The organism is Streptomyces sp. RKAG290 (assembly GCF_023701695.1).
Classification (GTDB): domain Bacteria; phylum Actinomycetota; class Actinomycetes; order Streptomycetales; family Streptomycetaceae; genus Streptomyces.
Genome location: NZ_JAJOZC010000001.1, coordinates 2,842,622 through 2,869,200, shown reverse-complemented (window position 1 = coordinate 2,869,200; position 26,579 = coordinate 2,842,622). Strand labels below are relative to the sequence as shown.

General features: G+C 70.7%; 22 protein-coding genes and 2 pseudogenes. 19 read left to right on the top strand and 5 right to left on the bottom strand.

Going from position 1 to position 26,579, the window contains the following annotated elements:
• Positions 1–46: 46 nt before the first annotated feature.
• Positions 47–1,279, top strand: coding sequence for an amidohydrolase family protein (locus LNW71_RS12285; protein ID WP_250968271.1), 1,233 nt, complete (start codon positions 47–49; stop codon positions 1,277–1,279).
• Between the two features lie 43 nt (positions 1,280–1,322).
• Here the strand turns inward: LNW71_RS12285 and LNW71_RS12280 are convergent, their stop codons facing one another.
• Positions 1,323–2,150, bottom strand: coding sequence for a MerR family transcriptional regulator (locus LNW71_RS12280; protein WP_250968270.1), 828 nt, complete (start codon positions 2,148–2,150; stop codon positions 1,323–1,325).
• Positions 2,151–2,343: 193 nt separating this feature from the next.
• A complete protein-coding gene (locus tag LNW71_RS12275; protein ID WP_003967102.1) occupies positions 2,344–2,547 on the bottom strand; it encodes a cold-shock protein in 204 nt (67 codons plus the stop codon).
• A 353-nt stretch (positions 2,548–2,900) separates the two neighbouring features.
• Here LNW71_RS12275 and LNW71_RS12270 point away from each other — a divergent pair, with 353 nt between their 5' ends.
• The 4 genes from LNW71_RS12270 to LNW71_RS12255 all read left to right on the top strand — a co-directional run bounded on the left by LNW71_RS12270 (position 2,901) and on the right by LNW71_RS12255 (position 7,782).
• Positions 2,901–3,779, top strand: coding sequence for a menaquinone biosynthesis protein (locus LNW71_RS12270; RefSeq protein ID WP_250968269.1), 879 nt, complete (start codon positions 2,901–2,903; stop codon positions 3,777–3,779).
• Between the two features lie 357 nt (positions 3,780–4,136).
• On the top strand, positions 4,137–5,849 hold the full coding sequence (locus LNW71_RS12265) for a serine/threonine-protein kinase (protein WP_250968268.1): 1,713 nt from the start codon (positions 4,137–4,139) through the stop codon (positions 5,847–5,849).
• Between the two features lie 72 nt (positions 5,850–5,921).
• Positions 5,922–7,121 (top strand): cyclic dehypoxanthinyl futalosine synthase, encoded by a 1,200-nt coding sequence (gene mqnC, locus LNW71_RS12260; RefSeq protein WP_073732770.1) that lies wholly within the window; start codon positions 5,922–5,924, stop codon positions 7,119–7,121.
• A 7-nt stretch (positions 7,122–7,128) separates the two neighbouring features.
• Positions 7,129–7,782, top strand: coding sequence for a hypothetical protein (locus LNW71_RS12255; RefSeq protein ID WP_250968267.1), 654 nt, complete (start codon positions 7,129–7,131; stop codon positions 7,780–7,782).
• A 20-nt stretch (positions 7,783–7,802) separates the two neighbouring features.
• Here the strand turns inward: LNW71_RS12255 and LNW71_RS12250 are convergent, their stop codons facing one another.
• Entirely contained in the window at positions 7,803–8,501 is a 699-nt protein-coding gene (locus tag LNW71_RS12250; RefSeq protein ID WP_250968266.1) for a DUF3152 domain-containing protein, read from the bottom strand.
• A 134-nt stretch (positions 8,502–8,635) separates the two neighbouring features.
• Between LNW71_RS12250 and LNW71_RS12245 the strand changes: the two genes are divergently transcribed.
• On the top strand, positions 8,636–9,328 hold the full coding sequence (locus LNW71_RS12245; RefSeq protein ID WP_250968265.1) for a demethylmenaquinone methyltransferase: 693 nt from the start codon (positions 8,636–8,638) through the stop codon (positions 9,326–9,328).
• Between the two features lie 221 nt (positions 9,329–9,549).
• Positions 9,550–11,973: a zinc ribbon domain-containing protein gene (locus LNW71_RS12240; RefSeq protein WP_250968264.1), complete on the top strand. Its 2,424-nt coding sequence runs from the start codon at positions 9,550–9,552 to the stop codon at positions 11,971–11,973.
• Between the two features lie 9 nt (positions 11,974–11,982).
• Here the strand turns inward: LNW71_RS12240 and LNW71_RS12235 are convergent, their stop codons facing one another.
• Positions 11,983–12,507: a GNAT family N-acetyltransferase gene (locus tag LNW71_RS12235; protein ID WP_250968263.1), complete on the bottom strand. Its 525-nt coding sequence runs from the start codon at positions 12,505–12,507 to the stop codon at positions 11,983–11,985.
• 97 nt (positions 12,508–12,604) lie between these two features.
• Between LNW71_RS12235 and LNW71_RS12230 the strand changes: the two genes are divergently transcribed.
• Complete coding sequence (locus LNW71_RS12230; protein ID WP_250968262.1) at positions 12,605–13,888, top strand: geranylgeranyl reductase family protein; 1,284 nt, start codon at positions 12,605–12,607, stop codon at positions 13,886–13,888.
• Positions 13,889–13,993: 105 nt separating this feature from the next.
• Here LNW71_RS12230 and LNW71_RS12225 read toward each other — a convergent pair whose 3' ends face one another.
• The gene (locus LNW71_RS12225) at positions 13,994–14,821 is read right to left on the bottom strand and encodes a C40 family peptidase (protein WP_250968261.1); all 828 of its coding nucleotides are present in this window, start codon (positions 14,819–14,821) and stop codon (positions 13,994–13,996) included.
• A 795-nt stretch (positions 14,822–15,616) separates the two neighbouring features.
• Between LNW71_RS12225 and LNW71_RS12220 the strand changes: the two genes are divergently transcribed.
• The 11 genes and pseudogenes from LNW71_RS12220 to nuoK all read left to right on the top strand — a co-directional run bounded on the left by LNW71_RS12220 (position 15,617) and on the right by nuoK (position 26,572).
• Entirely contained in the window at positions 15,617–15,976 is a 360-nt protein-coding gene (locus LNW71_RS12220; RefSeq protein WP_003992243.1) for an NADH-quinone oxidoreductase subunit A, read from the top strand.
• Positions 15,977–15,994: 18 nt separating this feature from the next.
• Positions 15,995–16,549: an NADH-quinone oxidoreductase subunit B family protein gene (locus tag LNW71_RS12215; RefSeq protein ID WP_024491742.1), complete on the top strand. Its 555-nt coding sequence runs from the start codon at positions 15,995–15,997 to the stop codon at positions 16,547–16,549.
• On the top strand, positions 16,546–17,265 hold the full coding sequence (locus tag LNW71_RS12210) for an NADH-quinone oxidoreductase subunit C (RefSeq protein ID WP_250968260.1): 720 nt from the start codon (positions 16,546–16,548) through the stop codon (positions 17,263–17,265). The genes LNW71_RS12215 and LNW71_RS12210 overlap by 4 nt, the downstream gene beginning before the upstream one ends.
• A pseudogene (locus LNW71_RS12205) lies at positions 17,265–18,586 on the top strand (NADH-quinone oxidoreductase subunit D). The gene LNW71_RS12210 and the pseudogene LNW71_RS12205 overlap by 1 nt, the downstream one beginning before the upstream one ends.
• Positions 18,587–18,615: 29 nt before the next feature.
• Positions 18,616–19,460 (top strand): annotated as a pseudogene (nuoE, locus tag LNW71_RS12200) (NADH-quinone oxidoreductase subunit NuoE).
• Positions 19,457–20,824: an NADH-quinone oxidoreductase subunit NuoF gene (nuoF, locus tag LNW71_RS12195; protein WP_250968259.1), complete on the top strand. Its 1,368-nt coding sequence runs from the start codon at positions 19,457–19,459 to the stop codon at positions 20,822–20,824. The pseudogene nuoE and the gene nuoF overlap by 4 nt, the downstream one beginning before the upstream one ends.
• On the top strand, positions 20,821–23,328 hold the full coding sequence (locus tag LNW71_RS12190) for an NADH-quinone oxidoreductase subunit G (protein WP_250968258.1): 2,508 nt from the start codon (positions 20,821–20,823) through the stop codon (positions 23,326–23,328). Before nuoF ends, LNW71_RS12190 begins: the two co-directional genes overlap by 4 nt.
• Positions 23,325–24,728: an NADH-quinone oxidoreductase subunit NuoH gene (gene nuoH, locus LNW71_RS12185; protein ID WP_250968257.1), complete on the top strand. Its 1,404-nt coding sequence runs from the start codon at positions 23,325–23,327 to the stop codon at positions 24,726–24,728. Before LNW71_RS12190 ends, nuoH begins: the two co-directional genes overlap by 4 nt.
• Complete coding sequence (gene nuoI / locus LNW71_RS12180; protein WP_250968256.1) at positions 24,721–25,449, top strand: NADH-quinone oxidoreductase subunit NuoI; 729 nt, start codon at positions 24,721–24,723, stop codon at positions 25,447–25,449. The genes nuoH and nuoI overlap by 8 nt, the downstream gene beginning before the upstream one ends.
• Positions 25,446–26,276: an NADH-quinone oxidoreductase subunit J gene (locus LNW71_RS12175; protein ID WP_250968255.1), complete on the top strand. Its 831-nt coding sequence runs from the start codon at positions 25,446–25,448 to the stop codon at positions 26,274–26,276. The genes nuoI and LNW71_RS12175 overlap by 4 nt, the downstream gene beginning before the upstream one ends.
• Positions 26,273–26,572 carry an NADH-quinone oxidoreductase subunit NuoK gene (gene nuoK, locus LNW71_RS12170; protein ID WP_250968254.1) on the top strand — a complete coding sequence of 100 codons (300 nt, stop codon included), beginning with the start codon at positions 26,273–26,275 and terminating at the stop codon, positions 26,570–26,572. The genes LNW71_RS12175 and nuoK overlap by 4 nt, the downstream gene beginning before the upstream one ends.
• Positions 26,573–26,579: the final 7 nt, after the last annotated feature.

The window sequence follows — 26,579 nt, the reverse complement described above, 5'->3', positions numbered from 1 at the left end:
GTACAGATAGCTGACGGTTCGTCAGATCGGCGCTACCGTGGGGCGTATGGAGACCTTCCCGAAGATCATCTCGGTGGACGACCACACGGTGGAGCCCCCTCATGTCTGGCGGGACCGGCTCCCGTCCAAGTACGCGGACTCGGGCCCGCGCATCGTCCGGGCGCCGCTCAAGGAAATGACGTTCCTGGGCGGGAAGTTCGCGCCCGTGATGGGCGCGAAGGGCGACGACGGCCCGATCGGCGACTGGTGGGTGTACGAGGACCTGCACCGCCCGCTCACCCGGCTCGACACCTCCGTCGGCTACGACCGGGACGAGATCAAGCTCGAAGTCATCACCTACGAGCAGATGCGTCCCGGTTCGTTCTCGGTGCCCGACCGGCTCGCCGACATGGACGTCAACCACGTGCAGTCCGCGCTCTGCTTCCCGACCTTCCCGCGCTTCTGCGGCCAGACGTTCACCGAAGCGAAGGACCGCGAACTCGGCCTGCTCGGGGTGCGGGCGTACAACGACTGGATGGTCGACGAGTGGTGCGGCCCCCAGGCGCACGGCCGGCTCATCCCGCTCACCCTGGTCCCGCTCTGGGACGCGCGGCTGGCCGCCGACGAGGTCAGGCGCAACGCCGCGCGCGGGGTGCGTGCGGTGGCCTTCTCCGAGATACCTCCCCATCTCGGACTGCCTTCCATCCATACGGACGAGTGGGATCCGTTCCTCCGGGCCTGCGACGAGACGGGGACGGTGATCGCCATGCACATCGGCTCGTCCTCGAAGATGCCCTCGACCTCCGCCGACGCCCCGCCGGCCGTCGGCTCCACCATCACCTTCGCCAACTGCTGCTTCTCGATGGTCGACTGGCTGATGAGCGGCAAGTTCGAGCGCTTTCCGAACCTGCGGATCATGTACGCGGAGGGCCAGATCGGCTGGATCCCGTACATCCTGGAGCGCGCCGACGTCGTCTGGGAGGAGAACCGCGGCTGGGGCGGAGTGGCGGACAAGGTCCACCGCCCGCCGTCGGAGCTGTTCACCGAGCACGTCTACGGCTGCTTCTTCGACGACGCCTTCGGGCTGAAGAACCTGGACGCCATCGGCGTGGGGAACGTGCTCTACGAGACGGACTACCCGCACTCCGACTCCACCTGGCCCAAGTCCCGTGAGGTCGGCGAGGCGCAGATGGGCCACCTGGAGGCCGACGTGGTGGACCGCATCGTGCGCGGCAACGCGATCGACCTCCTCGGGCTGACCGCCGACGGACTCTGGGCGGGGCCCGGCGCAGGAGCCTGAACGGGAAGGGGGCGGGTGCGCAGCCGCGCCCGCCCCTGCTCCGTCAGCGCCGGGTGAGGGGCTCCTGGAGCTCCGTCACCCAGTTCTCCTCGTCCTCGGGGCACTCCAGATTGACCTCGCGGGCGTACCCGGCCGACCGGTGGTCACTGGCGTCGATCCAGCGGGCCAGGGTCTGGGCCGTCGTCAGGATGTTTTCCATCGAGCCCCGGTGGACGATGGTCGCCGCCTCGAACGGGGGCAGTTCGACCACCGTGACGCCGGTGTCACCCACCGGCCCCACCGGGGCCGACACCGTCACCCCGGCATGCACGACGACCGCGCCGCCCCCGCCAGGAGCGTCCTGGTAACGGGCGATCCCGGGGCCCGTCGGGGAGATCCCGGCCTTGCCCAGCAGCGGGAACAGCCGCTCGTACAGCGGGCGGATCACCGGCGTGATGTTCTCCGGTTCGTATCCCTCGGCGACCCCGGTCAGCTCCGCGACCCGTACCGCCGGCACGCTCTTGATCACTACGTCGTCCGCGGACATGTGTCCCTCACTCTCGATCGACCGGAGCCTCGCCTCGACCTGGACCAGCCGGGCCGCCGCCGCGGCCATCGCCGCCTCCAGCTCCGACCGGCGCAGCCGCAGCATCCCGCGCAGCTCCTCGGAGCCCACCTCCTCGTCGAGGACGGCCCGCACCTGCTGGAGCGTGAAGCCGAGGTCCTTGAGGGCGATGATCCGGTTGAGCCGGGCGAGCAGCCCGGCGCCGTAGTAGCGGTAGCCGGTCGCGGGGTCGGTGCGGTCGGGGTGCAGCAGCCCGACCGCGTCGTAGTGGCGCAGCATCCGGGCCGACACCCGTCCGTACCGGGCGAAGTCTCCGATGGTGAACATGATGTCTCCCAGTGCACGCCTTCACACGGTGTCAGGGTCAAGGCGGGCTCGTGCGGAGCCGCGGGACGCCGGCCGCGCCCCGGTCCGGTGGGCGGGTGGCCCCGACAGGCAGGAGCCCCGCTCCCCCGCCGAGGCGGGGGAGCGGGGCTCCTTGGGTACTGCGTTACCGGCCGCGATCGGCCGACCCGGGCAACTAGGCCGGGGTGACGTTCTCAGCCTGCGGACCCTTGGGTCCCTGAGTGACGTCGAAGTTCACGACCTGGTTCTCCTCGAGGGAGCGGAACCCGGACGCGTTGATCGCGGAGTAATGGACGAAGACATCCGGGCCGCCGCCGTCCTGGGCGATGAAGCCGAAGCCCTTTTCAGCGTTGAACCACTTGACGGTTCCGGTAGCCATAAGCCCTCCTTGGGCCAAAGGGTTGCCCTGCTCCAGAACCTGCAAAGAAGTCTGAAAACTACAAAAGCCTGCGGGTTACATGCTCCGCAGGCTCTGTACTGCAAGGGAAACCAAACTGCAACTTGGCGGTGAGCCTAGCACGCAGCATGTGCGGAAGGGTAGAGGGAAAGATCACTTCACCCGGATGTTTGATTGCCGTGCGGACGAGCGCTCCGAGAGCCCTTGGGGAGGGGCCGGGGAGCCCTTGCGGAGCGCCCTTCGGCGGCCATTGCGGGCAGCCCCGGAAGAGGGATCGTGCGGCGCCGCGCGCCCCCGGTGGGGCCGCCCGCGGGTGACGGGTCTAGCCTCGCGATGTGGACAATTCAACCGTCTCAACCGTCGCAGGCGACGACCGTCGCAGCCGGCCGCGCGTCGGCCACATCCAGTTCCTCAACTGCCTGCCCCTCTACTGGGGGCTGGCACGGACCGGGACCCTGCTCGACCTGGAGCTCTCGAAGGACACCCCGGAGAAGCTCAGCGAGCAGCTGATCAGGGGCGATCTGGACATCGGCCCCGTCACTCTGGTGGAGTTCCTGCGCAACGCCGACGACCTGGTCGCCTTCCCCGACATCGCGGTCGGCTGCGACGGGCCCGTCATGTCGTGCGTGATCGTGTCGCAGCGGCCCCTGGAGGACCTCGACCGGGCCCGTGTCGCGCTCGGTTCGACCTCGCGCACCTCCGTACGGCTGGCGCAGCTGCTGCTCGCCGAGCGGTACGGGGTCAGCCCCGACTACTACACCTGCCCGCCCGATCTCGGCGTGATGATGCAGGAGGCGGACGCCGCCGTCCTCATCGGTGACGCCGCGCTGCGCGCCAACCTGCACGACGCCCCCAGGCTCGGCCTCCAGGTCCACGACCTGGGTGCGATGTGGAAGGAGTGGACGGGGCTGCCGTTCGTCTTCGCCGTCTGGGCCGCGCGCAAGGACTACCTGGCGGCCGAGCCCACCGCCGTGCAGAAGGTGCACGAGGCGTTCCTGGCCTCGCGGGACGTCTCCCTGGAGGAGATCACCAAGGTCGCGGAACAGGCGGCGCGCTGGGAGGCCTTCGACGCGGAGGTGCTGGAGCGCTACTTCACGACGCTCGACTTCCGCTTCGGGCCCGCGCAGCTGGCGGGCGTCCAGGAGTTCGCGCGCCGGACCGGTCCCTCGACGGGGTTCGCGGCGGACGTGAACGTCGAACTGCTCGGCGGCTGAGGGAACGGCTTCGGGCGGTCATCCGCCACGCGCGCGGAATGGCCCGCCCTTTTGCCGTTCCCCCTTTCCCCGTTCCCCGGCGCCCCTTCCGGCCTTGCGTGTCTTGCCGGGATATCGATTCGGGTGAATTCGCGCGGAATGGCCGATTGGCGGGAGGTGTCGGGAGTACGTACCCGACGGCTCCCGCCAATCGGGCTGTCAACCCGGGAACGGCACATTCGCGCCCTTTTGCTGCGCTGAATGACGCTGTTCGTTCCCTTGGGGACGAAATCGGCGGATGGTTTCCCCTGTGACCCGATGACCTTCGCACCTAGGCTTCGGTCGGAGGTCCGGCCGGTCCACAGGGGGAGTCCATATATGCAGCCGCTGGAAGCCGGCGAACCGCTGCGCATCGGTGCCTACCGGCTGCTCGGCAGGCTCGGTGCCGGCGGCATGGGCCGCGTCTATCTGGGGCGCAGCGCGGGCGGCCGCACCGTCGCGGTCAAGGTCGTCCATCCGCACTTCGCGCTCGACGAGCAGTTCCGCGCCCGGTTCCGGCGCGAGGTGGACGCGGCGCGGCGGATCGGCGCGCAGTGGACCGCGCCCGTCCTGGACGCGGACCCGGACGCGCCCGTTCCGTGGGTGGCCACCGGCTATGTGGCCGGGCCCCCGCTCTCGGCCGCGGTCACCGAACACGGGCCGCTGCCCGAACAGGCGGTACGCACCCTGGGCGCCGGGCTCGCCGAGGCGCTGGCCGCCGTCCACGGACAGGGTCTGATCCACCGGGACGTGAAGCCCTCCAACGTCCTGCTCGCCCTCGACGGCCCCCGGCTCATCGACTTCGGCATCGCCAGGGCCATCGACGCCACCGCCTCGCTCACCTCCACCGGCGTCTCGGTCGGCTCGCCCGGATACATGGCGCCGGAGCAGATCCGCGGCCTGGAGATCTCGGGCGCGGCCGACGTCTTCTCGCTGGGCGCGGTGCTCGCGTACGCGGCGACCGGCGCCGCCCCCTTCCTCGGCGACTCGTCCGCCGTACTCCTCTACAAGGTGGTGCACGAGGAGCCCGAACTGGGCGACCTGGAGGGCGGACTGCGCGAGGTCATCGCCTCCTGCCTCGCGAAGAACCCGGCCCACCGGCCCACCCCGGCGGAGCTCGCCAGGCAGTTGGCACCCGGCGGCGCGGCGGCCTCGGTGGCGGCGGGCTGGCTGCCCGGTCCGCTGGTGCGCGAGGTCAGCCGGTCGGCCGTCGCGCTGCTGGACCTGGAACCGCAGGAGGCGCCGCCGCAGTCGGGGCCGGTGCCGTTCAGCAACGCCTCCTTCGGGTTCAACGGGGCCGCCGCCCTCGGGGTGTTCGGCCCACCGGTGGACCCGCCCCCGACCGCTGCGCCGACCCCGCCGCCCTACCCGCCCACCACCGGGGCGGGCGGGGTGCCGGAGCAGCGCGGCCCCGACTCGCGGTTCGCGGTCACGATGAGCGCCGACTCCCGGCCGGGGGAGCACCGGGGGCGGCGGCTGAGCTGCACCGTCGCGCTCGCGGTGGCCGGTGCGCTCGCCGCGGTGACCGTGGGCAGCGCCTTCCTCCTCGACCTGATGCCGGGGGGCGGCGCCAAGGACAACGCCGACCACGGCGCCGCCACGCCCCCGGCCGCCACCTCTTCGGCCGAGCCGTCCTCCCCGGCGGACTCCGCCACCGGCAGCCCGGAACAGGTCACCGAGGTCCCCAAGGGCTTCCTCGGCACGTGGAAGGGGCCGCTCACCGAGAAGACGAACGGTCAGCCGCACGGCACGCTCACCGCGGTGTTCGAGGAGGGGAAGAAGGGCGCCGACGTGGTCCGCATGAACACGACGATCTCCACCCTCGGCGTCGAGGTCAGCTGCAACAGCATCGCGTCCCTCACCTCGGGCACCGACAAGGAGCTGACGCTGCGGGAGCGTGCCGACCCGGACCGCCCCAGCACCGCGGGCCTGTGCACGACCAACGTGGACGACGTCCACTTCGGCCGCGCCGCCGACGGCACCCTGCGCTTCCGGTCCGACGAGCGGGGCGCCGGACTTCCGTACGGCACGCTGACCCGGTCCGGCGGCTGACCCCGGGGCGGGCTGGCGTACGCTGGCCCGGTCCGTGGATCCGTAGAAAAACCGCCGAAAGGTGACAGCCCGGTGACCGAGAAGGCCGACCTTCAGCCCATCCTCGACCGCGCCGCCGAGGGCGGTCGGATCACTCCGGCAGAGGCACTCGACCTCTACCGCTCGGCACCGCTGCACGCGCTGGGCGCGGCCGCCGACGCCGTACGCCGGCGCCGGTACGCCGGTACGGAGCACATCGCGACGTACATCATCGAGCGCAACATCAACTACACCAACGTGTGCGTGACGGCCTGCAAGTTCTGCGCCTTCTACGCCGCACCGAAGGACACGGCCAAGGGCTGGTCCCGCGATCTCGACGACATCCTGCGCCGCTGCGCGGAGACCGTCGAGCTCGGCGGCACGCAGATCATGTTCCAGGGCGGGCACCACCCGGACTACGGCGTGGAGTACTACGAGGAGCACTTCTCCGCCATCAAGAAGGCGTTCCCGCAGCTGGTCATCCACTCGCTCGGCGCGTCCGAGATCGAGCACATGGCCCGGATCTCGAAGGTCTCCGCCGAGGAGGCCATCAGCCGCATCCACGCCGCCGGCCTCGACTCCTTCGCGGGCGCGGGCGCCGAGCTGCTGCCGGCCCGGCCGCGCACCGCGATCGCCCCGCTCAAGGAGTCCGGCGAGCGCTGGCTGGAGATCATGGAGATCGCCCACGGCCTCGGCGTCGAGTCCACCTCCACCATGCTGATGGGCACCGGCGAGACCAACGCCGAGCGCATCGAGCACCTGAGCATGATCCGCGACGTGCAGGACCGCACCGGCGGCTTCCGGGCGTTCATCCCGTACACGTACCAGCCGGAGAACAACAAGCTGAAGGGCCAGACGCAGGCCACGCTCTTCGAGTACCTGCGGATCATCGCCATCGCCCGGCTGTTCCTGGACAACGTCGCCCACATCCAGGGCTCCTGGCTCACCACCGGCAAGGAGGTCGGCCAGCTGTCGCTGCACTACGGCGCGGACGACCTCGGCTCGATCATGCTGGAGGAGAACGTCGTCTCCTCCGCCGGTGCCAAGCACCGCTCCAACCGCCTGGAGATCATCGACCTGATCCGCAAGGCGGACCGGGTCCCGGCCCAGCGCGCCACCACCTACGAGCACCTCGTCGTCCACGACGACCCGGCGAACGACCCGGTCGACGAGCGCGTCGTCTCGCACATCTCCTCCACCGCGATCGAGGGCGGCACGGCCCACCCGGAGCTGAAGCTCCTGAACGCCAACTGACACCGCCGTGCTGACCGTTCACGCCGCGCCGCTGGTCCTTCCGGTCGGCGCGGCTGCCGTTGAGCAGGGTGCGGTGGCGGTGGAGGGCGACCGGATCGTCGCCCTCGGGCCGTACGACGAGGTCACCGCCGCCCATCCGGCGGCGCGCGTGCGCCGGTGGCCCGGTGTCATCACCCCGGGCCTGCGGCAGCGGCATGCCGAATGGCTGCTGACCCGCTGCTACCACCCCGACCCGCGCGAGGCGGACGAACTCGGCGGCCTGCCGCTGCGGGGTGCGGAGTTCGCCCGGCTGGCGCAGGAGCTGGACGCGCCCCGGTGGGCCGGCAGCGTGCGGCGGGGGCTGCAGCAGATGCTGCGGTTCGGCACGACACACATCGACGGCCCGTTCCGCGATCCGGCCGTGCGCACCGCCGTGGCCCGCGCGGGCCTCGTGGAGGTTTCGGCCGCCGCCGTTCCCGGAGTCCCGCCCGGCGAACCGGGCCTGGACCCGTTCGGGGAGGGCCGCGACCTGGCCGGCTCCGTGCACGCCCCGCTTCTCGTCGGCGCCCGCGCCGACCTCGCCGTCTTCGACGTACCCGACGAGGCGGCGCTCGTCGCGACGGGGGCGGCCTCCTGTGTCGTCACCGTCCTGGCGGGCCGGCTGGTGTACCGCCGGCGCTGAGCGGCGCGGCGGGCCCCGTCTCAGGGCACCGACGGGCCGCCGAGGTACTGCCCGTCCGCGGCGTACGGCCAGGCGTTGGAGAGGCACCCCTTGAGGCCGTAGATCTGCTGCATCATCGCGGGGGCGGGGCGGCCCTTGCCGGGGCAGGTCTCGTGACCGTGGCCGAGCCAGTGGCCGACCTCGTGGTTGATGATCAGCGCGCGGTAGTCGGCGAGCGGTCCGTGGAACTCCGGTGAACCCTGCCGCCAGCGCTTCAGGTTGACCATGACGTCGGCGCCGACCCGGCAGTTGACCTCGCCGTGGGTGTCGAGCCCGCTCTTCCCGCAGATGCGGTCGGTGGTCTCGGGGGTAGCGATGCGGATGACCAGCCCGGCGGGCCCCTCGGCGACCTGGCGGAAGGTGTGCGCGCCGTGGTGCGCCCAGCCGCGCGGCGCCGCCAGGATGCGGGCGACCTCGGCGGCGGCCCGGTCCGGGTCGAGACCCGAGCCGTCCTCCACCTCGACCCGGTAGGCGTCGCCCCTGCCGGTGTCCGAGGCGCCCGCGCGGGCGACGGTGAAGGAGTTTGAGGCGGACGGGACATCCGGATCGCGCGCGCCCGCGCCGTGCCACCGGACGCCCACGACGGCGGCCGCGGCCAGCACCACCGGAACGACCGCCACGACCAGCAGCCGGTTCCGGCCGCCTTCCCGCTGCCCCCGACGCACACCCCATCCGGACATCCGTGCCCCTCCCCAGTACTCGGTGGTCCGTACTCCCCTCCGTAATGACCGCTGCCCGGGCCGGTTGGTTCAGTCCAATCGTTCACGGGCGTCCGCCGCCGTCCGTCCGGGGCCGGGCTGCTTGAATGGGACACGTGACCCGAGCCTCCCTGGACAAGCAGCCGCACGAAGTCGCCTCGATGTTCGACGACGTGGCGGCGAACTACGACCTGACCAACGACGTGCTCTCGCTCGGCCAGGCCCGGCTGTGGCGCAAGGAGGTCGCGAAGGCGGTGCACGCCCGCCCCGCCGAGAAGGTCCTCGACCTGGCCGCCGGGACGGCGACGTCCTCGCTGCCGTTCGCCGCGACCGGTGCGTACGTCGTGCCGTGCGACTTCTCCATCGGCATGCTGCGCGAGGGCAAGAAGCGCAACTCCTGGCTGCCGTTCACCGCGGGCGACGCCACGAAGCTGCCGTTCCGCGACGAGACCTTCGACGCGGTGACCATCTCCTTCGGACTGCGCAACGTCCAGGACACCGACGCGGCCCTGCGCGAGCTGTACCGGGTGACCAAGCCGGGCGGCCGGGTGGTCATCTGCGAGTTCTCCCAGCCGGTCTGGGCACCTTTCCGGACCGTCTACACCGAGTACCTGATGCGGGCGCTGCCGCCGGTCGCGCGCGCGGTGTCGTCCAACCCCGACGCGTACGTCTATCTCGCCGAGTCGATCCGCGCCTGGCCCGACCAGGCCGGGCTCGCGGCCAAGCTCCAGCGGGCCGGCTGGTCGAAGGTCGCCTGGCGCAACCTCACCGGCGGTGTGGTCGCGCTGCACCGGGGCGTGCGCGCCTGACGTCCGGCGCCGCCCGCGTGCGGGGCGCCGCCGGGCGCCGTCCCGCATCCATCCGGGGCCGCGTGACGGCGGGCGGCCGCACCGGGGCCAATGCGGCGGCGGGCAATACCGGTTGACGGGAACCGGGTGTCGGGGAAGATGTGTCCGTTGATACGGCACGCGTCTTCCCCGTTCCTGTGTGTCACCGTCTCGGTCGTCCCTGTCCTCGCTGCGGAGTCCTCATGCCGTCGTACTGCCCCTTCTGTGGAACCCCGGCGCCGGACGAGGCGCGCTTCTGCATGAAGTGCGGGCGCGAGCGCCCGCAGACCCCGGCCGCGCCCCCGCCGCCCGCCTCGCCCCCGCCGCCCGCCACGGTCCCGTCCGCCGCTGCCGGGCCCGGCTCGCCCCCGCCGCCCGGCCACGCCCCGATGCCGCTCGCCGCGCCGGCCGGACCGTCGCCGCTGGGTGCCTTCCTCGGCCGTGCGTTCCGGGGTGACTGGGCGGGCTCGGTGAAGGCCGCCGCCTGGCCGACCGGACTGATCGTCGCCCTCGCGGTGGCGCTCTCCGTTCCCTCGTACGGGCAGGGCGACGAGGTCGTCGTCGGCTGGAGCGACCGGCTGCGGATCGCGCTGGCGATGCTGCTCCAGGCGTTCGGCGGCGGCTTCGAGGTGCGGGCGGCCGGGCCGGGAGGCGGCCTGGGCGGCAGCGGTGACGAGTCCGGGGGTTCGGGCTTCGACGGGTCGGGGTTCGACGGTTCGGGCTCCGGAGGGTTCGATGCGGGCGCCCAGGGCGGTGCCACGCTCTCGCTGGTCCCGCTCACCGTCACGGTGCTCTGGGTCGGCGCGCTGTTCCTCGGCGCCCGTGCGGCCCGCAGACAGGGCGGCGGCCTGGAGGCCGCGGTACGGATCAGCCTGGTGGCCGCCGCCGCTGTGCTGCTCCTCGGGCTGTTCGCACAGCCCGAGGTCGCGGGGGTCTCGGTCGAGTCCTCCCCGGTCCTCGCGACGCTCGGCGCGCTCGTCATCGCGCTGCTGGTCACCGGTGGCGTGCTGCAACGCGACGCGGCGGCCCAGTGGCTGTCCCGGCGGCCCGCCGCGCTGAGCCTGGTCCGGGCCACCGGCACGGCCGTACGGGCGCTGGGCGCCGTGCTGCTGCTCTGCTCGCTGATCGGGTTCGTCTCGTACGCCAATGTGGACGGCGTGGACGGCGAAGCCCTGCTCATCGCGTTGCCGTTGCTGCCCAACATCGGGCTGATGGTGCTCGGGGTGAGCTGGGGCGCCCCCGTCGAGTACGACGTGAAGGGGCAGTTCAGCTACCTCGGCTCCGGCATGGAGCACGGCGGCTTCGGCCTGCCCGAACTGGGCGAGGAGCTCAGCGGCTGGGCGGTGACCGGCGCACTGGTCACCGGCGCCGTCTGCGCGCTCGCCGTCGGGCTGCTGGCCGCGCGCCGCTCGGCGGACCGGCGCGAACAGGCCACCGCGGGCGCGCTGTTCCTGCTGTTCGTCCTGGTGCTGACCGCGATGAGCGGGCTGTCCGCGGAGTTCACCGGCGGCGTCGCGGACGTGGGCGGCCAGGGCACGGCGGAGCTCGCGCCGAGCCTGTCGGACGCGCTGCTGTTCGGGCTGCTGTGGGTGGGGGCCGCGGTGTTCGTCGCGCCTCACCTGCTGCGGCTGACGGGCCGGGCGGGGGCGGTGGGCCTCGCGGCCGGCGCCCCGACGGGCGGCGCCCCGGGGGCGGTTGCCCCGGCGTACCCGGCGACACCGGCCCCGTACGGACCCGCGCCCGGTCCGGTGGCCGCGCCCGAGCCGGGGCTGTACGACCACGCGCCGGGCACCGCCCCCGGACCGGCTGCCGCGCCCGAGCCGGTGACCGTGCCCACGCCGACCTACGTGTCCGTACCGGCGCCCCTCCCGCCGGCCCCGGGCCCGCACGACGTGGCCGCCCCCGCGGCGGCCGGCCGCAGGCGGACCGTCGTCATCTGGAGCGCCACGCTCACCGCCGCGCTCCTCGTCGGCGCGGGCGCGACCGCCGGTGTCCTGGTCCTGACGGACAAGGACACCGGCAAGGCCGCGGTGTCCGAGGACGACAGGCCCGCCCCGGCCGGGAGCAGCGAGGCCCCGGCGGCGGATCCCTCGCCGGAGCCGACGGGCACCGGGTCCCCGGCACCGTCGGACACCGGCTCGCCCACGGCCCCCACGGCCCCCACGGCCCCCACGGTCCCCGACGGGTACTCGATGGTCGTCGACAGCGCCGGGTTCACCTTCGCCGTGCCCTCGCTCTGGGACCGGCAGGGCGAGAAGAACCACCAGATCACCTACGCGGGCTCCACCGGCCGGGCCGAGCTGAAGGTCGGCGTCATCGGCAACGCGCCCTACACCTCGTACGAGAACTTCCGGACGCTGGAGAAGACCGCCGACGCCAACCAGAAGGACTACCGGCGGATCCAGCTGGCGGCCAACACCTTCCAGGGGCTGCAGGGCGCCATCTGGGAGTACACCTACGAGGACCGGGAGAGCGGCGAGACGATCCACGCGATCGACCAGAGCTACATCGCCGACGACGGCACCGAGTACGCCGTCTACACCACCGAGCGCGACGCCTACTGGCCGGACGCGCGGAAGGTCTTCGACACGGCCCTGTCCACCTGGAGCCTCAACGACACCGACTGAGCCGGGCGCTCACCGGTCCAGTTCCAGCCGGAAGCACCGCACCTGCTGACCCGGCCGCGGAGTCGTGAAGGTCTCCGCCTGCTCCATGCCCAGGCGCCGGGCGACCGCGATCGAACGTGCGTTGCGCACGTCGATCGCCGCCACCACCCGCTCCACCCCGGCCGCGCGCAGCCGCTCCAGCGTCAGGCGCGCGGCCGCGGTCACGTAGCCGTGGCCCCAGGCCGAACGGGTGAGCCGCCAGCCGATCTCGGTCTCGCCCACCGGGCCGTACGCGCTCTGCGGCCACGGCTGCGCGCCGGTGAAGCCGACCACCTCGCCGTTCGCGTCCAGCACGGTCCACAGGCAGTAGCCGAGTTCCGCGTCATGTCTGCGCTGGCGTGCGGTCCACTCCTCGTACATGGACAGCTCGGCCGGACGGCCGCCGAAGAACTCCATCACCTCCGGGTCGGCGAAGGCGCGATGCCAGGCCACCGCGTCCTCGTCCGTGGGGACACGCAGCTGTACGACGGGGAGTGCGGGAGGCGCGATCGACATCGGGGAGCCCTTCGGAGGGTCGGACAACAGGCCCCCATAGACTGCCCTGGCCATGTGCCGCGCGGCACTCGATTTCGAGTCTTCGGGAGATCCGACCGTGACCGAGCCCCTGTCCGAACACAGCGCGGATGTGATCGTCGTCGGGGCAGGCCCAGCCGGCTCCACGACCGCGTACTACCTCGCCAAGGCCGGACTCGACGTCCTGCTCCTGGAGAAGACCGCCTTCCCCCGCGAGAAGGTCTGCGGCGACGGCCTCACGCCGCGCGCCACCAAGCAGCTCGTCTCCATGGGCATCGACATCTCCGAAGAGGCCGGCTGGCTGCGCAACAAGGGCCTGCGCATCATCGGCGGCGGCGTCCGGCTCCAGCTCGACTGGCCGGATCTCGCCTCGTACCCGGACTACGGCCTGGTCCGCAAGCGCGACGACTTCGACGAGCAGCTGGCCCGCCAGGCGCAGAAGGGCGGCGCGCGGCTCTACGAGCGCTGCAACGTCGGCGCCCCGATCACCGACGCCCGCACCGGCCGGATCACCGGCGTGCACGCGAAGCTCGGCGAGGAGAAGACCCCGGTCACCTTCCACGCCCCCCTCGTCGTCGCCGCCGACGGCAACTCCACCCGGCTCTCCCTCGCGATGGGCCTGCACCGCCGCGAGGACCGCCCGATGGGTGTCGCGGTCCGTACGTACTTCACCTCGCCCCGCCACGACGACGACTACCTGGAGTCCTGGCTGGAACTCTGGGACCGCCGGGGCGTCGAGGACCGGCTGCTGCCCGGCTACGGCTGGATCTTCGGCATGGGTGACGGCACCTCCAACGTCGGGCTCGGCATCCTGAACTCCTCCTCCGCCTTCAAGGAGCTGGACTGGCGCGAGGTCCTCAAGGCGTGGTGCGCGTCCATGCCCGAGGACTGGGGCTACACCCCCGAGAACATGACGATGCCGATCCGCGGCGCGGCCCTCCCGATGGCCTTCAACCGGCAGCCGCACTACACCAAGGGCCTGCTGCTCGTCGGCGACGCCGGCGGCATGGTCAACCCGTTCAACGGCGAGGGCATCGCGTACGCGATGGAGTCGGGCCAGATCGCCGCCGACGTCATCGTGCAGGCCCACGCCCGCGCCACCCCGGCCCAGCGCGAACTGGCGCTGAACAACTACCCGAAGGTGCTCAAGGAGACCTACGGCGGCTACTACACGATGGGCCGCGCCTTCGTGAAGCTGATCGGCAACCCGAAGGTCATGAAGGTGGCCACCCAGCGCGGCCTGACGCACCCGCTGCTGATGAAGTTCACCCTGAAGATGCTCGCCAACCTCACCGACCCGACGGGCGGCGACGCGATGGACCGCATCATCAACGGCCTGACGAAGGTGGCGCCGCGGTCCTGACCGCGGCGCGCGTCCGGCGCACCCGCAACGGCGAAGAGCCGTCACTCCCGAGCGGGGAGTGACGGCTCTTCGCCGTTGCGCCGAGGCGCTTGTGAATCCGAGAACTCAGAGGACGCGGACCGCGCCCGACGGCGGGTCGTAGTCCAGGGACTTCTGCACCACACCGGTGGAGGAGTTCTGCGCTCCGACGAACTGGCCGCCGCCCACGTAGACCCCGACGTGGTACGCGCTGCCCGCGCTGCCCCAGTACAGGATGTCGCCCGGCTGGAGGCTGCTGAGCGAGACCTGGGTGCCCGCGGTGGACTGGCCCTGGGAGACGCGCGGCAGGTCGACGCCCACCGTGCGGAACGCGGCCTGGACGAGGCCGGAACAGTCCCACGAGTTGGGGCCGGTGCCGCCGGACACGTACGCGTCGCCGATCTGCATCTGCACGAAGGAGACGACGGAGGCCGCGGAGCCCGTGGCGGAGGAGGACACCGTCGAGGACGACGAGGAACCGGACGAGGAGGAGCCCGAGGTGGTGGCGAGCGTCGTGCGCTCGGTGGAGCGGGAGGCGCGCTCGGCGGCCTCCGCCTTGGCCTTGGCGGCCGCTTCGGCCTTCTTCTTGGCCTCTGCCTTGCGCACGGCCTCGGCCTTGGCCTTCTTGGCGGCCTTGGCGGCGGTCGTGGCTGCGGCGTCCTCGTGGGCCTGCGTCTCCAGGTCCAGGGCGACCTGCTGGGTGGCCTCGGCGGACGCCGCGACGGAGGTGGAGAGCCCGGCGGTGATCGTGGGCATCTCGATGGTCTGGGTCACCGGCTCGGCCTGGGCCGGACCGGCAGCGCCTGCGACCGCGATGGTGCTGAGGACGCCACCGGCAACTCCGGCCCGCAGCGCCGTCTTCGAGGCGTTTCGGCGGGGCTTCCGGTGGCTGGGTATGAGAGCGGTGTGGGACATGGGTACTAGCGCTATCAGGGCCTCAGGGGTCCCATCAAGAAACGTGTGTTGCGACACAGTTACGTCCGGAATCTGTGAATCCGCTTTCTGAGGGCCTTTATTGACGCCGTAACGGGCAAATCGGACGGACGCGATCACGGCTGTGATCACGCACTTTCTGCAATACGCCCGAATTGCCCGTCACTTACCATCCGTTCACACCGTTGGCCAAGCCCGCTTATATGGCGGGGCTGATGGCGTGACGCAGGTCACAGCATGGTCTCTATGTGACGGGCATACGAGGGCCTCGCGCGAGGAGCTCGGGACCGGACGGGAACTGGCGGTGTGCGGCAGCCCTTTCGCCCCGGAAGGGGAGCGATGTCGCGTTGCGTCCACTTCGCTCCTTCGGGGTCCGTCGCCCGGGTGACCCCGGGAAGGCCGTCAGCTCGTCCCAGAGTGGGGCAGATCCCTTTATCACCGCATCGCGTCCATCGCCAATTTGGCGGTTCACGCCACGGCTTGATAGAGCGACACCCCTTTGACCAGCGGTAACCGTACCGGATGTCACGTCTCGTGATCACTCGGCCGCTTCGTGTACGAAGATCACCGCTCATCCGACTTCATGATCGTTCGTCAGGTGGTGGAGATCACAAAGGCGTTGTCGTACCCCGTGTCGCAGATCACAGGACGGCGGGCATAGGATGCGGGGCAGTCGGGCTTGTGAACTGCCTCACATGTGCACGATCTTGGTGAGGTGGCGAGCCAGATTGCCCGATGCGGTCCAACGGTCAAGGACGACTGGAAGGAGCGAGGAGCGTGAATGCCTACGCGCCCATCCTCGTGCTCGGCGCCCTCGGGGCAGGGTTTGCGATCTTTTCCGTGGTCATGGCCACGCTTATCGGCCCTAAGCGGTACAACCGAGCAAAGCTCGAAGCGTATGAGTGCGGGATCGAACCCACCCCCACTCCAGCCGGCGGCGGCCGCTTCCCCATCAAGTACTACCTGACGGCGATGCTCTTCATCGTCTTCGACATCGAGATCGTCTTCCTCTATCCCTGGGCGGTCACCTTCGACGCCCTGGGGATCTTCGGGCTCGTCGAGATGCTGCTCTTCGTGCTCACCGTCTTCGTCGCCTACGCGTATGTGTGGCGTCGAGGCGGCCTGGAATGGGACTGAGGGGCTGAGGGGCACACCATGGGACTCGAAGAGAAGCTGCCCAGCGGCTTCGTGCTGACCACTGTCGAGCAGGCGGCCGGCTGGGTACGGAAGTCCTCCGTATTCCCGGCCACCTTCGGCCTCGCCTGCTGCGCCATCGAGATGATGACGACCGGGGCCGGGCGCTACGACCTGGCCCGGTTCGGGATGGAGGTCTTCCGCGGATCGCCGCGGCAGGCGGACCTGATGATCGTGGCGGGGCGGGTCAGCCAGAAGATGGCGCCCGTCCTGCGGCAGGTCTACGACCAGATGCCGAACCCCAAGTGGGTCATCTCCATGGGGGTTTGCGCATCGTCGGGCGGAATGTTCAACAATTACGCCATTGTTCAGGGTGTTGATCATATTGTCCCGGTTGACATCTATTTGCCGGGCTGCCCGCCGCGTCCTGAGATGCTGATCGACGCGATCCTCAAGCTCCACCAGAAGATCCAGGGCTCCAAGCTCGGGGTCAACGCGGAGGAGGCCGCCCGCGAGGCGGAGGAAGCGGCACTCAACGCACTGCCCCTGATCGAGATGAAGGGGCTGCTCCGGTGAGCGACAACCACAGCGAGCAGAGCGCCGACCGCGTCCCCTCCGCGCGCGACGAGACCGGCGAGGTCATCGGCGTACGCAGGGGCATGTTCGGCGCGAACAGCGGCGGCGACACCTCCGGCTACGGCGGGCTCATCCGCACGGTCACCCTGCCGGGCGCCACCTCGCGTCCGTACGGCGGCTGGTTCGACGAGGTGGCCGACGAGCTCGAAGGGGCCCTGGAGGAACAGGGTCTGCTTCCCGACAACGCCATCGAGAAGACCGTCGTGGACCGCGACGAGCTCACCTTCCACATCGCCCGTGAGCACCTGCCCACCGTCGCCAGGACCCTGCGCGACGACCCGGCGCTGCGCTTCGAGCTCTGTACGGGGGTGAGCGGCGTCCACTTCCTCGGTGACAAGGGACGTGAGCTGCACGCCGTCTACCACCTGCGGTCCCTCACCCACGGCCGGCTCATCCGGCTGGAGGTGTCCGCACCGGACAGCGACCCGCACGTCCCGTCCCTCGTCGCGGTCTACCCGACCAACGACTGGCACGAGCGCGAGACCTACGACTTCTTCGGGCTCATCTTCGACGGGCACCCCGCCCTGACCCGGATCATGATGCCGGACGACTGGCAGGGCTTCCCGCAGCGCAAGGACTACCCGCTCGGCGGCATCGCCGTCGAGTACAAGGGCGCCCAGATCCCGGCTCCGGACCAGCGGAGGTCGTACTCCTGATGACCACTCCCCATGCAACGCCCCGAGCCACGACCGAGGGGACTGTATATACAGTCACCGGCGGCGACTGGGACGAGGTCGTCGAATCGGCGGCCGCCTCCGACGACGAGCGCATCATCGTCAACATGGGTCCCCAGCACCCGTCGACGCACGGCGTGCTCCGGCTGATCCTGGAGATCGACGGCGAGACCGTCACCGAGGCCCGCTGCGGCATCGGCTACCTCCACACCGGCATCGAGAAGAACCTCGAATTCCGGAACTGGACGCAGGGCACCACCTTCGTCACGCGCATGGACTACCTGACGCCGTTCTTCAACGAGACGGCGTACTGCCTGGGGGTGGAGAAGCTCCTCGGCATCGAGGACCAGATCCCCGACCGGGCCAGCGTCCTGCGCGTGCTGCTGATGGAGCTCAACCGGATCTCCTCGCACCTGGTGTGCATCGCCACCGGCGGCATGGAACTCGGCGCCACCACGATCATGATCTACGGCTTCCGCGATCGTGAACTCGTTCTCGATCTCTTCGAGCTGATCACCGGCCTGCGGATGAACCACGCGTTCGTCCGGCCCGGCGGACTCGCCCAGGACCTGCCCCGGGCGCGGTCGACCAGCTGCGCGAGTTCGTGAAGACCATGAAGAAGAACCTGCCGGAGTACGACGCGCTCGCCACCGGCAACCCCATCTTCAAGGCCCGCATGCAGGACGTCGGCTACCTCGACCTGTCCGGCTGCATGGCGCTCGGCGCCACCGGTCCCGTCCTGCGCTCCGCCGGACTCCCGCACGACCTGCGCAAGACCGATCCCTACTGCGGGTACGAGAACTACGAGTTCGACGTCCCCACGGCGGACAGCTGCGACTCCTACGGCCGCTTCCTCATCCGTCTGGAGGAGATGCGCCAGTCGCTGCGGATCGTCGAGCAGTGCATCGACCGGCTCGCCCCGGGACCGGTCATGGTCGCCGACAAGAAGATCGCCTGGCCCGCGCAGCTCGCGCTCGGACCGGACGGTCTCGGCAACTCGCTCGACCACATCAGGAAGATCATGGGCACCTCCATGGAGGCCCTGATCCACCACTTCAAGCTGGTGACCGAGGGCTTCCGGGTCCCGGCCGGGCAGGCGTACAGCGCGGTCGAGTCGCCCAAGGGCGAACTGGGCGTGCACGTCGTCTCGGACGGCGGCACCCGCCCCTACCGGGTCCACTTCCGTGACCCGTCCTTCACCAATCTGCAGGCCATGGCAGCGATGTGCGAGGGCGGCCAGGTCGCTGACGTCATCGTCGCCGTAGCGTCCATCGACCCCGTGATGGGAGGCGTCGACCGGTGACCGAAGCACGTCAGGAAGTCAGTCTGGGGATGCCGCAGCTCCCCGCCCCCGCCTACCCGGCCGAGGTGCGCGCCAGGCTCGAAGCGGATGCGAAGGAGGTGATCGCCCGCTACCCCGGCAGCCGCTCCGCGCTGCTGCCGCTGCTGCACCTCGTGCAGTCCGAGGAGGGGCACGTCTCCCGTACGGGCATGGCGTTCTGCGCCGAACTGCTCGGCCTCACCACCGCCGAGGTCACCGCGGTCGCCACCTTCTACACGATGTACCGGCGCAGGCCGGGCGGCGAATACCAGGTCGGCGTCTGCACCAACACGCTCTGTGCGGTGATGGGCGGCGACGAGATCTTCGACCGGCTCAAGGAGCACCTCGGCGTCGGCAACGACGAGACGACCGAGGACGGCAAGGTCACCCTCGAACACATCGAGTGCAACGCCGCCTGCGACTTCGCGCCCGTCGTGATGGTCAACTGGGAGTTCTTCGACAACCAGACCCCCAGAGCGCGACACAGCTCGTCGACGACCTGATCGCCGGCCGCACCGTCGAGCCGACCCGCGGCGCCCCGCTGTGCTCGTACAAGGACACCGCCCGGATCCTGGCCGGTTTCCCCGACGAGCGCCCCGGCGCGGTCGGGGCCTCCGGCGGCGCCGGACCCGCCTCCCTGATCGGCCTGAAGCTGGCCAAGGGCGAGGCCGCACCGCAGCCGCGGGTGGTCTCGCCGCGCGGCGAGACCCCGGGCGGCGAAGCGCCGCGCGGTGAAGCGCCCCGTGACGAACCGCAGAAGGGCGCCGAGCACCTCAGCTCCCATGACGCACCACAGCAGACCTCGGCATCCGACCCGGACCACCCGGCCGGTCCCGCCGCCGAGGAGGGGGAGTGATGACGTTGGCCGCCGAAATCGACAAGAACGGGACCAGTCCCGAGAAGCTTCTGGCACCGGTCCTGTCCGCCTTCTGGGACCAGCCCGAATCCTGGACCCTGGAGACCTACCGCCGGCACGAGGGGTACGAGGGGCTGCGCAAGGCCCTCACCATGTCCCCGGACGACCTCATCGCCTACGTCAAGGACTCCGGTCTGCGCGGCCGCGGCGGCGCCGGCTTCCCCACCGGGATGAAGTGGCAGTTCATCCCGCAGGGTGACGGCAAGCCGCACTACCTGGTGGTCAACGCCGACGAGTCGGAGCCCGGGACCTGCAAGGACATCCCGCTCCTCTTCGCCAACCCGCACAGCCTCATCGAAGGCATCGTGATCGCCTGCTACGCGATCCGCTCCTCGCACGCCTTCATCTACCTGCGCGGCGAAGTCGTCCCCGTACTGCGGCGGTTGCACGAGGCCGTGCGCGAGGCGTACGAGGCGGGCTACCTCGGCACGAACGTCATGGGATCCGGACTCGATCTGGAACTCACCGTGCACGCGGGCGCCGGCGCGTACATCTGCGGTGAGGAGACCGCACTGCTCGACTCGCTCGAAGGACGGCGCGGCCAGCCCCGGCTGCGGCCGCCCTTCCCCGCGGTCGCCGGTCTGTACGCCTGCCCCACTGTGGTGAACAACGTGGAGTCCATCGCGTCCGTTCCCGCGATCCTGAACAAGGGCAAGGACTGGTTCAAGTCCATGGGCAGCGAGAAGTCCCCGGGCTTCACGCTCTACTCGCTCAGCGGACACGTCGCCGGCCCCGGCCAGTACGAGGCCCCGCTCGGCGTCACGCTGCGCCAGCTCCTCGACATCAGCGGCGGCATGCGCCCCGGCCACCAGCTCAAGTTCTGGACCCCGGGCGGCTCCTCCACCCCGATGTTCACCGACGAGCACCTCGACGTGCCCCTCGACTACGAGGGCGTCGGCGCCGCCGGTTCCATGCTCGGCACCAAGGCACTCCAGTGCTTCGACGAGACGACCTGCGTCGTGCGTGCCGTCACCCGCTGGACCGAGTTCTACGCCCACGAGTCCTGCGGCAAGTGCACGCCATGCCGTGAAGGTACGTACTGGCTGGTCCAGTTGCTCCGCGACATCGAGGCCGGCAAGGGCCAGATGTCCGACCTGGACAAGCTGAACGACATCGCCGACAACATCAACGGCAAGTCGTTCTGCGCCCTCGGCGACGGCGCCGCCTCGCCGATCTTCTCCTCGCTGAAGTACTTCCGCGAGGAGTACGAGCAGCACATCACCGGCAAGGGCTGTCCCTTCGATCCCGCCAGGTCGACCGTCTGGGCCGACGACAAGAACGCATCCCAGGGGGTGAACGCATGACAGTCACCACGAGTGCGCCCTCCGGGGGCGGCGAGGCGGCTCTCCCGCCCGAGGACCTGGTCACGCTGACCATCGACGGCATCGAGATCAGCGTGCCCAAGGGCACCCTGGTCATCCGGGCCGCCGAACTGCTCGGCATCGAGATCCCGCGCTTCTGCGACCACCCGCTCCTCGACCCGGCCGGCGCCTGCCGCCAGTGCATCGTCGAGGTCGAGGGCCAGCGCAAGCCGATGGCGTCCTGCACCATCACCTGCACCGACGGCATGGTCGTCAAGTCGCAGGTCACCTCGCCGGTCGCCGACAAGGCGCAGCGCGGCGTGATGGAGCTGCTGCTCATCAACCACCCGCTGGACTGCCCGGTCTGCGACAAGGGCGGCGAGTGCCCGCTGCAGAACCAGGCGATGTCGCACGGCGACGCGACCTCCCGCTTCGACGGGAAGAAGCGGACGTTCGAGAAGCCCGTCCCGATCTCCACCCAGGTGCTGCTGGACCGTGAGCGGTGCGTGCTCTGCGCACGCTGCACCCGGTTCTCCAACCAGGTGGCGGGCGACCCGATGATCGAGCTGATCGAGCGCGGCGCGCTCCAGCAGGTCGGCACCGGCGAGGGCGACCCGTTCGAGTCGTACTTCTCCGGCAACACCATCCAGATCTGCCCCGTCGGGGCGCTGACCTCGGCGGCGTACCGGTTCCGCTCCCGCCCCTTCGACCTGGTGTCCTCGCCCTCGGTGTGCGAGCACTGTGCGGGCGGCTGCGCCACCCGTACCGACCACCGGCGCGGCAAGGTCATGCGGCGGCTCGCCTCCAACGACCCCGAGGTCAACGAGGAGTGGCTCTGCGACAAGGGCCGCTTCGGCTTCCGCTACGCGCAGCAGCGTGACCGGCTCACCACTCCGCTGGTGCGCAACGAGGCCGGCGAGCTGGAACCGGCGAGCTGGCCCGAGGCGCTGGCGGCGGCCGCCGCCGGACTGTCCGCCGCACGCGGCCGGGCCGGAGTCCTCACGGGCGGCCGGCTGACCGTCGAGGACGCGTACGCCTACAGCAAGTTCGCCCGGATCGCCCTGGACACCAACGACATCGACTTCCGGGCCCGGGTGCACAGCAGCGAGGAGGCCGACTTCCTGGCCGCCCGGGTGGCCGGCCGCGGCCGGGACCTGGACGGCGCGGGTGTCACCTACACCTCGCTGGAGAAGGCCCCGGCCGTGCTGCTGGTCGGCTTCGAGTCCGAGGAGGAGGCGCCCGGCGTCTTCCTGCGGCTGCGCAAGGCGCACCGCAAGCACGGCCAGCGCACCTTCGCGGTCGCCTCGCACGCCACCCGAGGCCTCACGAAGGCGGGCGGCACGCTGCTGCCCGCCGCCCCGGGCACCGAGACCGAGTGGCTGGACGCGATCGCGGGCGGAGTCGGCCTGGACGGCGACGGTGCCGCGGCGGCCGAGGCGCTGCGCGGTGCGGGCGCCCTGATCGTGGTGGGTGAGCGGCTGGCCGGTGTGCCGGGCGGCCCGACCGCCGCGGTACGGGCCGCGACCGCCACCGGCGCCACCCTGGTGTGGATCCCGCGCCGGGCCGGCGAGCGCGGTGCGGTGGAGGCGGGCGCACTCCCGTCGCTGCTGCCCGGCGGCCGCCCGTCCACCGACCCGGGAGCCAGGGACGAGGTGGCGGCCCTGTGGGGCGTCGCCGCACTTCCCTCCCGCTTCGGCCGCGACACCGGCCAGATCATCGAGGCCGCGGCCACCGGCGAACTGGGCGCGCTGCTCGTCGCCGGGGTCGAGACCACGGACCTGCCCGATCCGCAGCGGGCCCTGGAGGCCCTGGACCGGGTCGGTTTCCTGGTCTCGCTGGAGCTGCGCCCCAGCGAGGTCACCGACCGGGCCGATGTGGTGTTCCCGGTCGCGGCGGTCGCCGAGAAGTCCGGCACCTTCCTCAACTGGGAGGGCCGGGCGCGGATGTTCGAGGCCGCGCTGAAGCCGGAGCACATGACGCGGACGCTCGCACCGGGTGACGCCCGGGTGCTGCACATGCTCGCCGACGCGCTCGACGTCCACTTCGCGCTGCCGGACCTGAAGTCCGTACGCCGGGAGCTGGACCGGCTGGGCGGCTGGCAGGGCACGCACGCGGACGACCCGCGCGAGTCGGCCCAGCCGCTGCCCAGGCCCGGCGACGGCGAGGCGGTTCTCGCGGGCCACCGGCTGCTGCTCGACCAGGGCCGGCTCCAGGAGGGCGACACGGCGCTGGCCGGGACCCGGCACGCCGCGGTCGCCCGGCTCTCCGCCGTCACCGCCGCCGAGACCGGCGTCAAGGACGGCGACCTGCTGGCCGTCACCGGCCCGGCGGGCAGCGTCGAACTCCCGCTGCAGGTCACCGACATGCCGGACCGGGTGGTCTGGGTGCCGCTGAACTCCGTCGGACGGGGCGTACCGGCCGGCACCGGCGCCCAGCCCGGCGGTCTGGTCCGGATCGGCCCCGCCGCACCGGGCACTCCCGACGTCACACCGGAGGTACGAGCGTGACTGCCTTCGCTCAACTGGCCGCGGCCCCGCACGGCGGCGTGCTCGCCGCCGAGGACCTGTCGATGTTCGGCACCGACCCCTGGTGGCTCGTCGTCATCAAGGCCGTCTTCTGCTTCGCGTTCCTGATGGTGACCGTGCTCTTCTCCATCGTGTGGGAGCGCAAGGTCGTCGCCTGGATGCAGCTGCGCATCGGCCCCAACCGGCACGGCCCCTGGGGCATGCTCCAGTCGCTCGCCGACGGCATCAAGCTGATGCTGAAGGAAGACCTCATCGTCAAGCGGGCGGACAAGTTCGTCTACGTCCTCGCCCCGATCGTCGCCGCCGTGCCGGCGTTCATGGCGATCGCGGTGATCCCGTTCGGCCCGTCCGGCAACGAGGTCTCGATCTTCGGGCACCGTACGGCGATGCAGCTCACCGACCTGCCGATCGCGATGCTCTACGTCCTCGCGGTCGCCTCGGTCGGGATCTACGGCATCGTGCTGGCGGGCTGGTCCTCCGGATCGACGTACCCGCTGCTCGGCGGACTGCGCTCGTGCGCACAGATGATCAGCTACGAGATCGCGATGGGCGCGGCGTTCGCCTCGGTGTTCCTCTACTCCGGGTCGATGTCGACCTCGAAGATCGTGGAGGCGCAGCAGGACCGCTGGTTCATCATCCTGCTGCCGGTCTCCTTCATCATCTACATCGTCACGATGGTCGGTGAGACCAACCGCGCCCCGTTCGACATGCCGGAGTCCGAGGGCGACCTGGTCGGCGGCTTCAACACCGAGTACTCGTCGATCAAGTTCGCGATGTTCATGCTCGCCGAGTACGTCAACATGGTCACCGTCTCCGCGGTCTCCATCACCCTGTTCCTGGGCGGCTGGCGGGCTCCGTGGCCGATCAGCACCTTCTGGGAGGGCGCGAACCACGGCTGGTGGCCGATGCTCTGGTTCGTCATCAAGGTCCAGCTGCTGCTGTTCTTCTTCATCTGGCTGCGCGGCACGCTGCCCCGGGTCCGCTACGACCAGCTGATGAAGCTGGGGTGGAAGGTCCTGATCCCGGTCTCCGTGGTCTGGCTGATGCTGGTCGCCACGGTGCGGGCGCTGCGCAACGAGGGCTACGACTACTCGAAGATCCTGCTCTACGTGGCCGGGGCCGTGATCGCGGTCCTGCTGATCTCCTTCGTCGTGGACATCTTCCGCGACAAGAAGGGCCGGGCGGCCGCGGCGGACGCGGAACCGGAGCCGGCGTTCGACCCGATGGCGGGCGGATTCCCGGTGCCACCACTGCCAGGACAGACCCTGCCGCCCGTGCCGCGGCGCAGGCCGCGCCGTGAGCGGGAGCTCGTTGCCAGTGGCGGCGCGGATACTCAGAGTGATGGAAGTCCGAGTGACGGAAAGGAGGCCGACCATGTCTGAACTGTCTGAGTCGCCGGGGCCCAAGAGGCCGCCGAAGACTGCCGGGCCGACGGGGTCGACCGCGGCCTCGGGGACCTCGGGGGCCGGCGGGTCCGCGCAGTCCCCGCAGTCCTCGGAGGACAAGTTCCAGAATCCGGTGGCCGGCTTCGGCGTGACCTTCAAGGCCATGTTCAAGAAGCGGCTGACCGAGCAGTACCCGGAGACGCCGAAGGTGACGGCGCCGCGCTTCCACGGCCGGCACCAGCTCAACCGCCATCCGGACGGCCTGGAGAAGTGCATCGGCTGCGAGCTGTGCGCCTGGGCCTGTCCGGCGGACGCGATCTACGTCGAGGGTGCGGACAACACCGAGGAGGAGCGCTACTCCCCGGGGGAGCGCTACGGCCGCGTCTACCAGATCAACTACGCGCGCTGCATCCTGTGCGGACTGTGCATCGAGGCCTGCCCGACCCGGGCGCTGACGATGACCAACGAGTTCGAGCTCGCCAACACCACCCGCGAGAGCCTCATCTACACCAAGGACGAGCTGCTCGCGGGCCTGGAGGAAGGCATGGTCGAGAGCCCGCACGCGATCTTCCCCGGCACGGACGACCAGGACTACTACCGGGGCCTGGTCACCGAGGCCGCCCCCGGTACGGAACGCCAGGTCGCCGTCTCCAAGGGCGAGAAGCCGGCCGGCGACGCCCATGAGAACAACGGCTCGGAGCAGGAGGTGGACGCATGACCGGCCTGGCCGCTGCGGCCTCCCAGACCTCGACCGGCGAGGCCTTCCAGTTCTGGGTGCTCGGCACCGTCGCCGTGCTCGGCGCGCTGTCGACCGTACTCATGAAGAAGGCGGTGCACAGTGCGCTGAGCCTCGCCGGGACCATGATCATCCTGGCGGTCTTCTACCTCGCCAACGGCGCCTACTTCCTCGGCGTCGTCCAGATCATCGTCTACACCGGCGCGATCATGATGCTGTTCCTCTTCGTGGTCATGCTCGTCGGTGTCACGGCGGCGGACTCGCTGAAGGAGACCCTCAAGGGCCAGCGCTGGCTGGCCCTCGCCTGTGGGCTCGGCTTCGGCATCCTCATGATCGCCGGCATCGGCAACGCCTCGCTGCACAGCTTCAGCGGTCTCGGCACCGCCAACGCCGAGCACGGCGGAAACGTGGAGGGGCTCGCCAGCCTCATCTTCACGAAGTACGTCTTCGCCTTCGAGATCACCGGCGCGCTGCTGATCACCGCGACCGTCGGCGCGATGGTGCTCACCCACCGCGAGCGCACCGAACGGGCCAAGACCCAGCGGGAGATGTCCGAGGACCGCGTACGCAGCAGCCACCTGCCGCCGCTGCCCGCCCCCGGTGTCTACGCCCGGCACAACGCCGTGGACATCGCCGGACTGCTCCCCGACGGAACACCGTCCGAACTCACCGTGATGCAGACGCTGCGCAAGCGCGGCCAGATGCGCGATGTGTCCAACGAGTCGCTGGCCGGCCTCAAGGCACTGGAGCAGCGCTCCGGTGAGCGGCTCGGCCGGGACAACGCCGAAGAAGAGGAGGTCGCCAAGTGAATCCGGTCAACTACCTCTATCTCGCCGCTCTGTTGTTCACCATCGGCGCGTCCGGGGTGCTGATCAGGCGGAACGCGATCGTGGTGTTCATGTGCGTGGAGCTGATGCTCAACGCCTGCAACCTCGCGTTCGTGACCTTCTCCCGCATGCACGGCAACCTCGACGGCCAGGTCATCGCCTTCTTCACGATGGTCGTCGCCGCCGCGGAGGTCGTGGTCGGGCTCGCGATCATCGTGTCGCTGTTCCGTTCCCGCCACTCGGCCTCGGTCGACGACGCCAGCCTGATGAAGCTGTAGAGGGGCG